At 61.5% G+C, this 14,016-nt stretch carries 13 protein-coding genes; 9 read left to right on the forward strand and 4 right to left on the reverse strand.

From position 1 onward, the window contains the following. Position 1 precedes the first annotated feature (1 nt). On the forward strand, positions 2-829 hold the full coding sequence (locus tag ACFULT_RS24795) for a fumarylacetoacetate hydrolase family protein (RefSeq protein ID WP_378482808.1): 828 nt from the start codon (positions 2-4) through the stop codon (positions 827-829). A gap of 10 nt (positions 830-839) precedes the next feature. After that, entirely contained in the window at positions 840-1,559 is a 720-nt protein-coding gene (locus tag ACFULT_RS24800; RefSeq protein WP_094719669.1) for a maleylpyruvate isomerase family mycothiol-dependent enzyme, read from the forward strand. 10 nt (positions 1,560-1,569) lie between these two features. Here ACFULT_RS24800 and ACFULT_RS24805 read toward each other — a convergent pair whose 3' ends face one another. Beyond that, the gene (locus tag ACFULT_RS24805) at positions 1,570-2,097 is read right to left on the reverse strand and encodes a PadR family transcriptional regulator (protein ID WP_094719668.1); all 528 of its coding nucleotides are present in this window, start codon (positions 2,095-2,097) and stop codon (positions 1,570-1,572) included. 132 nt (positions 2,098-2,229) lie between these two features. On the opposite strand from ACFULT_RS24805, the gene ACFULT_RS24810 reads away from it, so the two are divergent. Continuing rightward, the gene (locus ACFULT_RS24810) at positions 2,230-2,841 is read left to right on the forward strand and encodes a cysteine hydrolase family protein (protein WP_094719667.1); all 612 of its coding nucleotides are present in this window, start codon (positions 2,230-2,232) and stop codon (positions 2,839-2,841) included. Further along, positions 2,838-3,818 carry an NADPH:quinone reductase gene (locus ACFULT_RS24815; protein WP_378482809.1) on the forward strand — a complete coding sequence of 327 codons (981 nt, stop codon included), beginning with the start codon at positions 2,838-2,840 and terminating at the stop codon, positions 3,816-3,818. The genes ACFULT_RS24810 and ACFULT_RS24815 overlap by 4 nt, the downstream gene beginning before the upstream one ends. Before the next feature lie 21 nt (positions 3,819-3,839). On the opposite strand, the gene ACFULT_RS24820 is transcribed toward ACFULT_RS24815, so the two are convergent. The 3 genes from ACFULT_RS24820 to ACFULT_RS24830 all read right to left on the reverse strand — a co-directional run bounded on the left by ACFULT_RS24820 (position 3,840) and on the right by ACFULT_RS24830 (position 7,738). Continuing rightward, a complete protein-coding gene (locus ACFULT_RS24820; protein WP_378482810.1) occupies positions 3,840-5,843 on the reverse strand; it encodes an alpha-amylase family protein in 2,004 nt (667 codons plus the stop codon). A gap of 147 nt (positions 5,844-5,990) precedes the next feature. Then, the gene (locus ACFULT_RS24825; protein WP_378482811.1) at positions 5,991-6,866 is read right to left on the reverse strand and encodes an NAD(P)-dependent oxidoreductase; all 876 of its coding nucleotides are present in this window, start codon (positions 6,864-6,866) and stop codon (positions 5,991-5,993) included. 182 nt (positions 6,867-7,048) lie between these two features. Then, entirely contained in the window at positions 7,049-7,738 is a 690-nt protein-coding gene (locus ACFULT_RS24830; RefSeq protein WP_378482812.1) for a GntR family transcriptional regulator, read from the reverse strand. 80 nt (positions 7,739-7,818) lie between these two features. Here ACFULT_RS24830 and ACFULT_RS24835 point away from each other — a divergent pair, with 80 nt between their 5' ends. The 5 genes from ACFULT_RS24835 to ACFULT_RS24855 all read left to right on the forward strand — a co-directional run bounded on the left by ACFULT_RS24835 (position 7,819) and on the right by ACFULT_RS24855 (position 13,971). Then, entirely contained in the window at positions 7,819-8,634 is an 816-nt protein-coding gene (locus ACFULT_RS24835) for a hydroxypyruvate isomerase family protein (protein ID WP_378482813.1), read from the forward strand. A 251-nt stretch (positions 8,635-8,885) separates the two neighbouring features. Then, positions 8,886-10,397 (forward strand): ABC transporter substrate-binding protein, encoded by a 1,512-nt coding sequence (locus tag ACFULT_RS24840; RefSeq protein ID WP_378482814.1) that lies wholly within the window; start codon positions 8,886-8,888, stop codon positions 10,395-10,397. A gap of 28 nt (positions 10,398-10,425) precedes the next feature. After that, positions 10,426-11,373, forward strand: a complete 948-nt coding sequence (locus ACFULT_RS24845; protein ID WP_037112963.1) for an ABC transporter permease — start codon at positions 10,426-10,428, stop codon at positions 11,371-11,373. Further along, positions 11,366-13,123 carry a dipeptide/oligopeptide/nickel ABC transporter permease/ATP-binding protein gene (locus tag ACFULT_RS24850; protein ID WP_378482815.1) on the forward strand — a complete coding sequence of 586 codons (1,758 nt, stop codon included), beginning with the start codon at positions 11,366-11,368 and terminating at the stop codon, positions 13,121-13,123. The genes ACFULT_RS24845 and ACFULT_RS24850 overlap by 8 nt, the downstream gene beginning before the upstream one ends. Then, a complete protein-coding gene (locus ACFULT_RS24855) occupies positions 13,120-13,971 on the forward strand; it encodes an ATP-binding cassette domain-containing protein (protein WP_378482816.1) in 852 nt (283 codons plus the stop codon). The genes ACFULT_RS24850 and ACFULT_RS24855 overlap by 4 nt, the downstream gene beginning before the upstream one ends. Positions 13,972-14,016 lie beyond the last annotated feature (45 nt).

Genomic DNA, 14,016 nt, shown 5'->3' on the forward strand with positions numbered 1-14,016 from the left:
AATGAAACTCGCTACGCTGCGCCGAAACGGCACCACGACCGCGGTACGGGTCGACAACGACACGTCGGCAACCGTCATCGACGGGTATATCGATCTGACCGCCCTCCTCGAAGATTCTGCCTGGCGTGAGATTGCGGAGAAGGCATCCGGTGAGCAGGTCGACTTGTCCGACGCCGACTACGCCCCTGTGGTTCCTCGTCCGGGCAAGATCGTCTGTGTCGGACTGAACTACGCCAATCACATCAAGGAGATGGGTCGCGAGCTCCCCGAATACCCGACTCTGTTCACCAAGTTCCGGGAGGCGCTGACGGGCCCCTACGACGACGTCGTGGTACCTGCCTACGCCGCGGAGCAGCTCGACTGGGAGGGTGAACTGGCCTTCGTCGTCGGGAAGCAGGCTTATCAGGTTTCCGAGGCGAACGCCGAGGAATACATCGCCGGCTATTCGGTCATGAACGACTACACGATGCGTGACTATCAGTACCGCACCTTGCAGTGGGATCAGGGAAAGACGTTCGAGAAGACCAGCGGATTCGGGCCGTTTCTGACTACAACGGATTCGTACGTGTTCGGCGGAAAGCTCGAAACAACACTCGATGGGCAGACGATGCAGACCACCACGACCGACGATCTGGTGTTCGACCCGGCGAAACTGGTCGAGTACATCTCTCACATTGTTACTTTGCAGCCGGGCGATGTCGTCATCACCGGCACACCGGGCGGCGTGGGACACGCCCGCAAGCCCGGGGTTTACATCCAGGACGGTCAGACCGTCGAGGTGTCGATCGAGGGCTTGGGCTCCGTTCGCAACAAGACCATCGTCAAGTAGAGCGTTCGACGTGAGTTTTCACGAATCCAGCATCGAGGATCGGCTTCTCGTCGTTCGCCGGGGAACGTCCTACTTCGCGCAACGGCTGTCGGAACTGACCGACGCCGAGCTCGACGAGCCGACGCTGTTGTCCGGTTGGACGAGGCGGCACCTTGTGGCACATGTCGGATACAACGCCGCTGCGCTGTGTCGCCTGATGGATTGGGCGGCGTCCGGTATCGAGACGCCGATGTACGAATCGACCGAGCAGCGTGGGCGGGAAATCGACGAAGGGGCAACTCTGTCTCCGGCCGCGATACGAAATCTGTTCGACCACACCGTCGCTCGTCTCGACGAGAAGTGGAGAAACCTCCCGGTCTCGGCGTGGGATGCCGAGGTCCGGACTGCGCAGGGACGAACTGTGCCCTCCTCGGAGACGATATGGATGCGCACGCGCGAGGTGTGGATCCATGCTGTGGACCTCGGCAACGGTGGGCGGTTCGCGGACTTCCCCGAGATTGTCGACGAAGGGTTGCTCTCCGACATCGTCGGGATGTGGCGCAAGAAGGGGGAGGGCGGTGGGCTGGCGTTGTCGGTCGACGGGGACGAACGGGTCGAGGTAGCGCCCGGCTCTGCGGTCACCACGACTGTTCGCGGTTCGCTGCCGGCTGTCACCAGGTGGGCGGCAGGGCGCGGAGCGATCGCGGTATCGATCGTCGGAGAGGACGTCGAACCACCTCGGTGGCTGTGAGGGTCTTTCGTCAGTCGGTCCCCGACGAGTCGGCAATGGTGGAGCCGAGCCACGCGCGCTCGGCCCTGCTCGTCTCGCGCGCGATCAGCAGGATGCCCTGCCGGTAGACGTCGGCGACATCTTCCGCCTGGAGCGTGCGTTCGCCCTCGTAGAAGAAACTTGCAGGCTGTTCCAAGAACTCGAGCCGGCGCCGGAGCACATCGTGCTGATCCTCGGTTTCGGGAAGCAAGGACAGGAACGTCAGCACCACGATGAACCGTGAGAAGTCGGAGATCTCGCCTGGGGCAGGATTTCGAAGACGTTCGAGGAGCTCGTTGTGCCCTGTGGCAGTGATGGTCAGGACATAACGTGCCGGGCCGGCGCCTGGCTCGGCTTTGCGTTCCAACAGACCGTCGCGCTCCATGCGTTTGATCGCCGGATACAGGGTTCCGTCGCTCACCGGCCGCGCGTATCCGGTCAACTGGATCACGCGGCGTTTGAGCTCGTAGCCATGGAGGGGGCCCTCGGACAAGAAACCGAGGATGGTCAGTTCCAACATCGGACCATTGTGACAGAAGTACCTCGATTCGAGGTGTATCTCGAAACGAGGTACCCTGGTCCGGTTGGCCGGTCGTGCCTCGACGGGGCGAAACCAGCCGACCCATCTATCTCCTCCTCTCTAAGGGCTCCGATGACTACCACTTTCGACCTCGAGAACACAGCGCTCGTCCTCGTGGATCTTCAGAACGACAACGTCCACGCGGATGGTGCATACGCATCGTTCGGCGCAGCCGACCACGCCAAGCATCAGAACCTCGAGGCGCACGTACGAGAATTGCTCACCTTCGCGCGAGCGCAGTCAATGCCGGTAATTCACAACCACATCGTGTCCCTGCCCGGACGCCCGTTCGGCGGGAGCAATGCTCCGATCTTCAAGCTGATCGGTCCGGACTCGCTGAAGTTGGGTTCGTGGGGTGCGCAGGCGCTGGACGGAACCGAAGCCCGTGAAGACGAGCCGGTCCTGATCCGCAACCGTATGAGCGCTTTCAACGGCACCATGCTCGACACGCTGCTTCGCAATCTGGGAATCAAGGATGTTCTCGTGGCGGGTGTGTGGACCAACATGGCTGTCGAGCACACCGTGCGCGACGCGGCCGACCATGGCTACCGTCCTATTCTCGTGACCGATGCCACCTCGAGCCTCAGCGAAGAATGGCAGCATGCGGCGGAGAACTTCGCACTCACGAACATTGCCGAGTTCGCGACCACCGCAGAGGTTGTCGCGCAGACCACAACGGCATGATCGCCGCGTGGTACGACTCGCAAGGTCCGGCAGCTGACGTACTCGAGTTCGGAACACTGCCGACACCCGAGCCAGGGCAGGGGGAGGTCCGCGTTCGCTTGGACTTCTCCTCGGTGAACCCGGGGGATACGAAGAAGCGTCGTGGATGGCTCGGATCCGCCATGCCGTATCCCAGAGTCGTGCCACACAGCGACGGTGCAGGCGTCGTCGACGCTGTCGGTCCTGGAGTCGCACAGTCTCGTGTGGGTCAGCGTGTCTGGGTGTTCGGTGCCCAGTCCTATCGCGCGTTCGGTACAGCTGCCCAGTTCACCGTCGTTCCGGAGTGGCAGGCGGTCGTTCTACCGGACTCCGTCGCTGCCGAAGTGGGAGCGTGCCTCGGAATTCCCGGGATCACAGCGCACCGGGCCGTGTTCGGCGACGGATGTATCGAAGGTCGGACGGTCGTCGTTCAGGGGGCGCTCGGTGGCGTCGGGTCCATGGCGGCTCAGCTCGCGAAGTGGAAGGGCGCGACGGTGATCGGAACGGTGCGAACCTCCGCTGATCTGGATCGGGCGCGGGCTTCGGGACTGGATCTCGCGGTTGCTCTGGACGATCCCGATGTGGTGTCCCAGGTACGCGACTTCGCACGGGACGGTGTGGACCGAATCGTGGAAGTTGCGTTCTCCGACAACGTAGAATTCGACGCTGCGATCGCCCGGAACAACACGACGATCGCAGCGTACGGAACCCGAGACGGTCGGCCTGATTTTCCGTTCTGGCCCATGCTGTTCGACAACGTCACGATCCGGCTCCTCGGCAGCGACGACTTCTCGCTGGAAGCCAAGACGAGTGCCGCCGTCGATCTCACGGAGGCTGCGCAGGGTGGTGCGCTGGCGATCTCGATCGGTGATCCGTTGCCATTGGACCGAATAGCCGAGGCGCACGATGACGTCGATTCCGGATCGCGGCACAGAGTCGTCCTGAAGTTGCCGACCTGATGGGGGATCGGTATCGAACGATCAATCGGGTGCTCCGTCCTCCCCGGCAACGACCAGAACCTCGAACAGGCCGATTTCGGGCAGTGTGATCGTGAGCTGACCGCGGTTCGTCGTGGAACGTTCGGCCACGAGTGAAAGACCTGCGACGAGGGCACGCACTTCACCTGTTGCGCCCACATCGAGAGTGAGGCGATGACCTGCTCCGATTGTCACCGGATCTCCGAAAGACTGCCCACGCTGGCCGGTGAGGTTGCGAAGGTGAATCACGAGTCCTTGGTCGGAGCGGCCGAGTACCACCTCCACCTGAGATGGCAGGTCTGTTTCTATGTCGACGTTCTCACCGAGTAGATCGAGTGCGGCGGACGCGATCACATCGCCGATAGCGCCGAGTCCCACATCTCGATAGGCCCGACCCGGTGTCCACGGCAACGTGATCGTTCGGCCCCTCCCATAGGCAAATTCCAAGCGGGCAGGGAAGTCCAGTGGGATGTGGCCGTAGCATTTTTCGGGGGGTCCGTACGGTGCACGCGACAGTACCGACAGAGCGGACTGCGTCCCGTCCTTCGCTTCGACGACATGAAACTCCCCCAGAATAGGTAGGCTGGACCAGGTGTCGGTGGAGTTGTCGCCGACCAGCGCGGACGACCAGGTCGTTTCCGGGGTGCTCATCGTGGCCGTGCGTACCGCCACGCCGCTCGAATCGAACTGGCTGTGGTCGTCGTCCAGACCGGTGTCTCCGGTCATGAGCAGCGTCCCGCCTCGATTCACCCAATCGTCGAGCTTCCGCGTTGTGTCGAGGTCCATGCGCCCGAGGCCAGGCAGGACGAGCAGCGAATATCGATCGAGTGCGCCTGACGAGGCGAGCTCCCCGAGACGATTCTCCGGAAGTGCGTCGAACGGCACGTGGCGTTCGAGAAGTGCAAGCCACGTGCCCCGAAACTCCTCGGTTGCGTTCGCGCGGGAGCTGGCTGTCGACGACTCCTTGAGGGCGTCCGGACGGACGACTGCAGTTCGCGCGGAGGGCCGAAGTCCTCGATACACATCTTGATGCTCCCGGTGGAACCGCGTGATGCGAGCCCCTGCACCCAGAGCAGCGTAGTCGAACTCGTCCGGCACGCCCATGATGTACGTCGACGGTATGGCGCCCCGTGCTGCCGCCTGCAGAAGGTACTGTTCGAACTGGCGGGGTTCTTCGCTGACCAAACGATAGGGCATGTCCAGAAAGGCAACCGAATTCACCAGGACGGGGACATCCGGGCGGTAGCTTCGAGACACGCTCACGTACTCGGATGTGTTGTGTGGCCAGAGCGTTCGCCCCACCTCGTTGTTCGCCTCGTGGAACACGATGTCGGCGGTTTCGCCGAGGACGAGGGGCGCGTCGGGCCGCCGTGCGGAGATGAAGTCACGAACCCGTCCGAGTAGTGCTTCGAGCGCATCGTACGACAATTTCTGCCATAGAACGTAGTTCGGTGATTCCGGTCCGTCCGGAAGGGCTCCACCCAAGGCCGGTTCGAAAGCGATTCGGCACGACATGCAGTGGCATACACCCCGGTACCGCTTCTCGTAGTCGATCTCGTTGTAGCTGATCCAGTTGAAGAAGAATCCGTCGATCTCGTAGCGATCCAGGACTTCGCTCAGTACTTCGAACACTTTCTCCTGGTAATACTGCCCGCTCGGGCACGCACTGGTCAGGCCATTGTATGTCTGGCGCGACCCAGCGGGATCGATGTAACACCAGTCGGGGTGTTGTTCAGCGACTCGGCGTGCAACTTTGGAGAAGTCCATCCGCGCGAGCACTCGAACGCCACGGCGGCTCGCCGCGGACACCGCATCGCCGACCAGATCGCCGGTCTCACGTTCTGCCAGTGCTGGATTCACGCTCTGATGCGTGAGTGTAGACGGATAGTTCGAAATGATGCCACCGACGCTGAGCAGCCAGGCGTCTGCACCGTAATCCACGATCCTGTCGAGCGTTCTTTCGACATCCAAGCCGGCATCGATTTCGCGAATATTGGTTTGAAACATGCGGAACGGGGATTTCCACCACAGTTGATCGCGGTGTGGTCCGGCAGTCTTGGATTGCGACACTGCGGACCCGGGCGGTCGGAGTAGGGTGTCTCGAACTTTCACGTCGATTGATCCTTGTCGATTGTTGTTTCGAAGTACGAAGCGTCAGCGTTCGCTCATGCCGTTGAGTTCGAGTGCCAGCCCGTACAGAGCGGAATGGTCGAGATCTGCTCCGCCCCGTGACTTGACGGCTGCGACGAGCGACGCCATCAGACTGGTCGCCGGAAGTGAAAGACCCCGATCTCGCACGGCATCTCCGACGATCCCGAGGTCCTTGTCATGCAATGTAATTCGAAATCCCGGTGTGAAAGCTCCCTCGAGCATTGCATCTTTCTTGCGTTCGATCACGGTGCTCCCGGCGAGTCCGCCGCCGAGCACGTCGAGTGCTCGGCGCAGGTCGGTGCCATGTGCACGTAGGAAGACCAATGCCTCGGCCAGCATCTGGATGTGGCCTGCCACCATCAGTTGGTTTGCGGCCTTCACGACTTGCCCCGACCCGGCGTCGCCGACGTGTATCACGGTTGTGCCCATCGCATCGAGTACGGGCCGAACGTCGTCCAAAGTTTTCTCTTCTCCGCCGACCATGATGGACAGGTTGCCCTGGACCGCGCCTGCCTCGCCCCCGCTCACCGGTGCGTCGAGGCAACGAATGCCTGCGCGAGAAGCGTCCCGATGCACGCTCTCGGCTTCGCTCGGTGAAATGGTGCTGTGGTCCACGAGAACAGCACCCTCGCGCATGGCGTCCAGCACTTCGGGCAGAATTCCCAGCACAGCCGGACCATCGGGAAGCATGGTGATCACCACATCCGCGTCGGTGCACGCCAGCCGGACGGAATCGACCACGACGGCTCCTGTGCCGGATGCTCGATCACGGCCCTGGGTCGACCGCGCGAAGATTCGTACTTCGTGGCCGGCGGACACCAGATTCGCGGCCATCGGCTTGCCCATGACGCCTGGCCCTACGAAACCGATCACTGTCATCGAAAGACTCCATCGTCGCTTGAGTGTTGTAGAACACACTCAACAGTGACAGCCTATGTATGTCAAGCATTCCTGTCTGACAATATTTCCGGTTGCAATTCAGGGCCGAGCAAGCGCACGGATGCGGGCGTAGCGCCGCTCGCCGCTTCCGGTTTCTACCTGCGATCGCGACGCTGTCGCGTTCAGTCGGGCTTGCGCTCCGAGTCCTGTGCCGCGTCACGCATACTCGACAGGATGCGTAGGCGGGCGCCATCGAGGTGCATCTGCATTCGCTGGCGGGCGAGATTCGAGTCTCCGATCTCGATTGCTTCGATGATGCCTGCGTGTTCTGCGGCGATAGTGCCGGCAGACGTCGCCTTGTGTGCGGACTGCAGTCCCATGGTCATCTGTAGCTCGCCGAGAATGAGATCGTGGGCGCGCAGAAGTCGATGGCTACCTGCCTGGCGAACGACAAGGGCATGGAAGTCGACGTCCGCCGCCACCTGGTCTTGGAAGTTGCCGGCTTCGGCTGCCGACTCGATCGCCCCCTGGGTTCTCAGGATCTCTTGTAGCGGTATCCTTTTCACGGCCAATTCGGTCACGGCTGCGCTCTCGAGGAGGGAGCGGACGAAGAACAGATCTTCGATGTCCTCGCTGTCGAGGATGGGTACGACCGCGGTCTTGTGGGCCGAACGCTTCAGTAGGCCGACGACTATGAGCCTCTCGAGGCAAGCCTTGGCGGTGGGACGCGCGACGTCGTACTCGGTTGCGATGCGATTTTCGGTGACTTTCTCACCTTGCGCGATGTCGCCGTTGACGATCCGAGTGCGCATGGAGGAGTACAAGGCGTCGACCAGCGACGCGGTAGCTAGGGGGATGGCAGTCGGACTCACGGCTCCATGTTGACACAACATGTCAAGGACGAACATATGTATGGTGAGTAACCCTGTCTTACAATCCGAAGTGAGGGCAAATGAAGTATCGCGGACATCCTCTGAGTGCGAACATCTCGATCATGTTCACCGAACACGCCTATCTCGAGCGTTTCGCTGCTGCGCGGGATGCGGGTTTCGACGCGGTGGAGAGTTGGTGGCCCTTCGTCGACGCGGTGCCCGATCGGGGGGAAGTCGACAAGGTGCTGTCGGCGGTCGACTCGGCGGGCGTCCGCTTGGCAGCTCTCAATTTCTGGGCCGGCGACATGGCGGCGGGGGAGCGCGGAATGGCCGTTCATCGGGATCGGCACGAGGAGCTTCGAGCCAACATCGAACTCGTTGCGAAGATCGGCGAGGCGACCGGGTGTCGATCTTTCAACCTGCTGTACGGGCAACCGGTCGAAGGATCGAACGAGTCCGAGAGTCGAAAGGGTGCGGCCGAGTTGTACCGCGACGCGGCGGGTGTTCTCGAATCGATCGACGGAACGGTTCTGCTCGAGGCATTGGCACACGATCTCAACGGCAGTTACCCGATTCGTTCGCTCAGCGATGCCATCGACTTTGCGGATTTGGTCGGCGATCCGCGGGTTCTGCTGCTGTTCGACACGTTTCATCTAGGCCACAACGGCGAGGATATCGTCGAGGCAGCTGCAGGCGCGGCGTCGCGGATCGGACACGTCCAGGTCGCTGACGACCCGGGGAGGGGCGAGCCGGGCAGTGGAAACCTGCCTATTGCGGCATGTCTGGACGCGCTCGCCGAGCGTGGATACACCGGGCGGGTGGGTGCCGAGTACAAACCGACAACCTCGCGCACGATCGACTCGTTCGGTTGGATTGGCGATTCCGGGCGTCGATAACGTCGACTGCGCCATGATCAGGGCCCCGATCGCACTGCGGTCGGGGCCCTGATCATGTGTGCGTCCACTCACTCGCGCCGAATTCCGTTGCGCTGTGGTTCCTCTCGTTGACGACGCTGCGTGCATCATCCTCGGACTGTCCCGCTGAATCAGATGCATTACTTGTTGACTTGTCTGACAAAACACCTCTATGGTGTGAGTCACAGACTGATCAGTGAGTGGATCAAGTCACATTCCCATCGAGGTGCTCAATGTCAATACGGAAAATCGCACTCGCCGTCGCCTGTGCCGTGGCCTTGGCGGCGTGCGGCGCACCGGACCGAACCGGCGGGGATTCCGACGACTCGCGTCTGACTGTCGGAGTTACCGCCGAGTCCGGCTCGTTCGATCCGACAGGTCTGAAAAGTAGTCCTGGCACAGCGGTGCAGTTCTGGGCGCCTGTATACGACACGCTCTTGCTGAGAGCTCCCGACGGCGAGATCGTTCCGAACATGGCGGACTTCTCCTACGACGACACGTCGACGATTCTGACTCTCACTCTACGAGAGGGACTTTTGTTTGCCGACGGCACGCCGATCACCGGCGCGAGCGTCGTCCAGAGCATGGACAGATTTCGCAACGGTGGTGGCCCCGACGCGGTCTACCTCGCGGACGTCGACTCCATCGAGGCTCCGACCGATCTCGAGGTCGTGTTGACGATGACAGAGCCGGATCCCGGCCTCGTGTACGCGTTGTCGTCTGCAGCGGGCGCGGTCGCCAATCCGGCGGAGTTCGGAAACCCCAATCTGGCTCTGGAACCTGCAGAATCGGGTGCATACACCCTGGATGCAGCGCGGACCGTTGTCGGAGTCGAATACACCTACGTGAGAAACCCGTCGTACTGGAACCCCGAAGCGTGGCCCTACGACGAAATCGTGCTCAAGATCTTGCTCGACCCGACGGCGAGGATCAACGCACTGCGATCAGGGCAGGTCGATGCCACTGTCATCGACGCCCAGTCCACCGCTGAAATGGAGACGCTCGGCTTCGACGTCACCCTCCAGTCCTCCTCGTGGGAGGGGCTTTTGTTGCTCGACAGAGGAGGAGACGTGTCTCCTGCGCTGGCCGATCCGCGGGTGCGACAAGCGATCAACATGTCGTTCGATCGAAGCGAGATCGCGCAATACCTGATGCTCGATACGGTCGAACCGAACAGCCAGGTGTTTCAAGAGACTGCGTCTGCCTACGTCGACGGTTCTGAGTACACGTATGACCCCGACCGGGCCCGTGCACTGATGGCCGAGGCCGGGTATGCAGACGGATTCAGGCTCACGATGCCGTCGGTGGGTGTCATTTCGTACCTCGAGCCGGTGATCAGAGATTCGTTGTCCCAGATAGGTATCTCCGCTCGATTCGATGCTGTCCCGGCCGATCAGGTGAACAGCCTTCTCTACGAGCGCAGCTATGCGGCGTCCCCGTATCGGTTCACCCAGGACGCACCTTGGATGGATTTCACCCGTCATGTCTTCCCGGATGCACCGATGAATCCATTCGGCACCGAGACTCCTGAGCTCGATGCACTTCTGGACGCAGTACGTTTCGCAAAACCGGACGAGCGCGAGACTGCTGAAGAGGAAGTCGGCCGTTACCTGTTCGACAACGCCTGGTACGCGCCGCTGTACAACTCATCGATGCTCATCGGGCATATCGGCTCTGTCGACGTCGTGCCTCAGACGGGGCTCAATATTCTGCCGATTCAAAACTACGGGCGCTCCGCCCGATGACGACCATCACTCAGTCAGGGGTTTGCACATGCTCTCCTTCGTAGCGCGACGAATTGCGACGGGAGTAGCTCTCGTCCTCATCGTCACCGCAATCACCTTCGCGATGGTGTTCGCAAGTGGCTCGAACATCGCAGCGAACATCCTCGGCGAGAATGCGACCGCCGACCAGATTGCCGCCAAACAATCAGAACTCGGGCTCGACCGGGCCCTCCCGATTCAGTATTTCGACTGGCTCACCTCGGCACTTGGGGGTGACCTCGGAAGCAGCTACTTCACGGGGGAACAGGTGTGGGGAGCGCTCGCTACCCGCGTCCCCGTGACCGTGTCCCTCGTGGTGTTCGCGATGTTGCTCATTGTCATCGTCAGCGTGGCTGCCGGAGTGTTGGCGGCGCGCCGTGGTGGGAAGGTCGACAGCGCAGTACAAATGGTGTCGGTAGTCGGCTTTGCGTTGCCCAGCTATTGGATTGCGCTCGTGTTGGTACTTCTTATCGCCATCCCGATGCCGAAGGTTTTTCCTCCCACCGGTTATGTCCCGCTGAGTGAGTCGGTGTGGGGATGGTTGGGTACAGCCACGCTGCCGGCGCTTGCGCTCGCAATCGGCGGAATCGGTGCCGTTTCTCAGCAGATCCGCGGATCCATGCTCGACGTGCTGCGTCTGGATTACATTCGCACACTTCGCAGCCGAGGTATTTCGCCGCGCTCGATCTTCTATCGGCATGCTCTGCGCAATGCTGCGGGCCCGGCCCTGACTGTTCTGTCTCTGCAGCTGATCGGAATGCTCGGTGGCGTCATCATCATCGAAAGAGTCTTCGCACTACCCGGTATCGGAGTTCTGGCCAGTAGCGCCGCCCTCCGAGGTGACATTCCGGTAGTCATGGGCACCGTTGCTTTCACGGTTCTCGTAGTGGTGTTCGTCAATCTGTTGGTCGACATCCTGCAGGGTGTCCTGAATCCGAAGGTTCGCATCGATGTCTGACAACCCGGCAGTCTTGCCTCCGACAAGCGCGGAGCCCAGCGCGCCGAAGCCCGGGGTCATGCGTGACCTTGCACGACGGCCGGTCGCCGTTGGATCGGCAGTCGTTCTTCTCGTAGTTGTTCTCGTCGCGATTTTCGCGCCACTGATGGCGCCCTTCGATCCGGACGGAACGCAGCTACGACTGACCAACTCGCTTCCGAGTGCCGAATATCTGCTCGGCGGTGATCGCAGTGGGCGGGACATTCTGAGTCGGTTGTTGTACTCGGCTCGAGCCACTGTGATGGCCGCTGTGATTGCGACGACCGTTGCCGTAGTCCTCGGTGTGGTCACAGGTCTACTGGCCGGATACTACGGACGCGCAGCTGACTGGATCGGATCCTGGATCGCGAACGTACTCATCGCGGTCCCTGGAATCATCGTCCTCATCACGCTGTACGCGACGGTCGGATCCAATCAGCGTGTTGCCATGGTCGCACTCGGGATCTTGTTGGCTCCCAACTTCTTCAGGCTGGTACGCGCACTGACGATGTCGGTGCGTAAGGAGTACTACGTCGATGCTGCACGCGTATCAGGCCTCAGTGACCTGCGAATTGTCTCCAGGCACGTTCTGTACTCGGTGCGGGGCCCGATCGTGGTGCAGGCAGCGTTCGCGGCAGGAGTGGCGATTTCTCTTCAGGCCGGCCTCGAGTTTCTGGGCTTGGGTGATGCGGGTGCACCGAGCTGGGGTGGGATGCTCCTCGAAGCATTCACGAACATCTATCGCGCACCACTTCAACTTGTATGGCCGGGAATTGCACTTGCCGTCGTGGTGTCGGCCTTGGTCATGTTGGGCAACAGCATTCGAGACACACTCGAAGGCAGCAAGACGCGAGTCCCGTCAGCCGAGGGACATTCCAAGCTGTCGGTGAACATCTCGAAGTCGACCGGAGACGAGCCGGTCATGACCCTCGAGGGTCTCGTGGTCGAGTACCGCACTGTCACTGGATGGAAGCGGGTTGTGCACGACGCCTCGTTGAGCGTCTCCAAGGGAGAAGTGCTCGGCTTGATCGGCGAGTCGGGATCCGGGAAGTCTCAGACGGCGTTCGCGATTCTGGACCTGCTGCCGGCAGGAGCCCGGATTGCCGGCGGAACCCTTGATCTGCGACTGCGCTCGGAGCCCCGGTCGCAGGATCGCGTGTCGGTCCTGGGGCGGTCGGTGGCGTATATCGCCCAGGAGCCGCGTAGTAACCTCGACCCCTCCTTCACCGTCGGTCAGCAATTGGTCGAAGGCATCAGGGCGAGTTCGGATCGCTCACGAGCGGATGCGAAAACGTATGCGCTCGAATTACTCGATCGTGTCGGAATAGTCGATCCTCGAAAAACATTCGATGCGTATCCCCATGAGATATCGGGTGGCATGGCGCAACGAGTCCTGATCGCGGGAGCGATCGCTCCGGAGCCGGAACTACTGATCGCCGACGAGCCGACTACAGCTCTGGACGTCACGGTTCAGGCAGAGATCCTCGAGCTCTTGCGACAGCTGCAGGAGGAGCGGGGCATGGCGATCGTGTTGGTGACTCACAATTTCGGCGTGGTGGCCGATCTGTGCGACCGGGTTGCGGTCATGGACGCGGGAGTGATCGTCGAGGAGGGCGTGACGCAGACCGTGTTCGACGCGCCGCAACACCCCAAGACGCGTGCGCTGCTGGACGCAATTCTCGACGCCGACGTAGTACGTCAGATGGACAATCAGACAGGAGCCACGCTGTGAGTTTGCTGGAAATCGATGGGCTCCAGATCAGCTACGGGCGTGGCCGTAGAGCCACGGAGATCGTGCACGGCGTCGACCTGTCGGTTCGTGCAGGTGAGACGCTGGGGTTGGTGGGCGAGTCGGGTTCGGGGAAGACGACCATCGGTCGGGCGGTACTGGGCCTTGTTCCATCTTCGGGTGGAACTGTCTCGGTAGAAGGCAAACTGGTTCGAGCCTCGATGAACGCGCGTGCACGTCGAGAGCACGCCAAGTCGGTGCAGGTGATCTTTCAAGACCCCTACACCTCGCTCAGTCCGTCTCTGACGATCGCGGACACGTTGGCTGAACCGTTGATTGCCCAGGGTCTTCAACGCCGCGAAGCGGCGACCCGCGTGAGCGACTTGCTCGACAGCGTCTGCCTGCCGAAGGACTCGGGGAACAGGTTGCCGCGTGAGTTCAGCGGCGGGCAACGTCAACGAGTCGCGATTGCGCGTGCGCTGGCTCTGAGACCGAAGCTCATCGTCTGCGACGAACCGGTGTCGGCGCTCGATCTCACGACGCAGGCCGTGATTCTCGAGTTGCTGATCGACATTCAACGACGAACCGGCGTCGGTTATCTGTTCATCTCGCACGATCTTGCAGTCGTCCGCCACATCAGCCACCGCGTCGCGGTGATGTATCGGGGAAACATCGTCGAGCAGGGCGACACGCGGGCGGTTACCGAACGGCCCCAACATGACTACACGTCCCGACTGCTCCTTGCTTCGCCTGTTGCCGACCCTCAGGCTCAGCGCCGTCGGCGGACGGCGTGGCTCGACCGAGGACGCCAGTCGAAAGCACAGTCGACAGCTGTCGGTTCCGCGACGTGAGAGTCTCGCCGGCTCGGAATCCGGCCATCAGGCTTCAGAAATACA

This window comes from Rhodococcus sp. NPDC057297 (assembly GCF_042667435.1).
Classification (GTDB): domain Bacteria; phylum Actinomycetota; class Actinomycetes; order Mycobacteriales; family Mycobacteriaceae; genus Rhodococcoides.

What these genes read in the sequence shown, in the direction of transcription:
- ACFULT_RS24795 (WP_378482808.1), top strand. Translation starts at nt 2, where the DNA reads ATGAAACTCGCTACGCTGCGCCGAAACGGCACCACGACCGCGGTACGG.
- ACFULT_RS24805 (WP_094719668.1), bottom strand. Translation starts at nt 2,097, where the DNA reads ATGTTGGAACTGACCATCCTCGGTTTCTTGTCCGAGGGCCCCCTCCAT.
- ACFULT_RS24810 (WP_094719667.1), top strand. Translation starts at nt 2,230, where the DNA reads ATGACTACCACTTTCGACCTCGAGAACACAGCGCTCGTCCTCGTGGAT.
- ACFULT_RS24815 (WP_378482809.1), top strand. Translation starts at nt 2,838, where the DNA reads ATGATCGCCGCGTGGTACGACTCGCAAGGTCCGGCAGCTGACGTACTC.
- ACFULT_RS24820 (WP_378482810.1), bottom strand. Translation starts at nt 5,843, where the DNA reads ATGTTTCAAACCAATATTCGCGAAATCGATGCCGGCTTGGATGTCGAA.
- ACFULT_RS24825 (WP_378482811.1), bottom strand. Translation starts at nt 6,866, where the DNA reads ATGACAGTGATCGGTTTCGTAGGGCCAGGCGTCATGGGCAAGCCGATG.
- ACFULT_RS24835 (WP_378482813.1), top strand. Translation starts at nt 7,819, where the DNA reads ATGAAGTATCGCGGACATCCTCTGAGTGCGAACATCTCGATCATGTTC.
- ACFULT_RS24840 (WP_378482814.1), top strand. Translation starts at nt 8,886, where the DNA reads ATGTCAATACGGAAAATCGCACTCGCCGTCGCCTGTGCCGTGGCCTTG.
- ACFULT_RS24845 (WP_037112963.1), top strand. Translation starts at nt 10,426, where the DNA reads ATGCTCTCCTTCGTAGCGCGACGAATTGCGACGGGAGTAGCTCTCGTC.
- ACFULT_RS24850 (WP_378482815.1), top strand. Translation starts at nt 11,366, where the DNA reads ATGTCTGACAACCCGGCAGTCTTGCCTCCGACAAGCGCGGAGCCCAGC.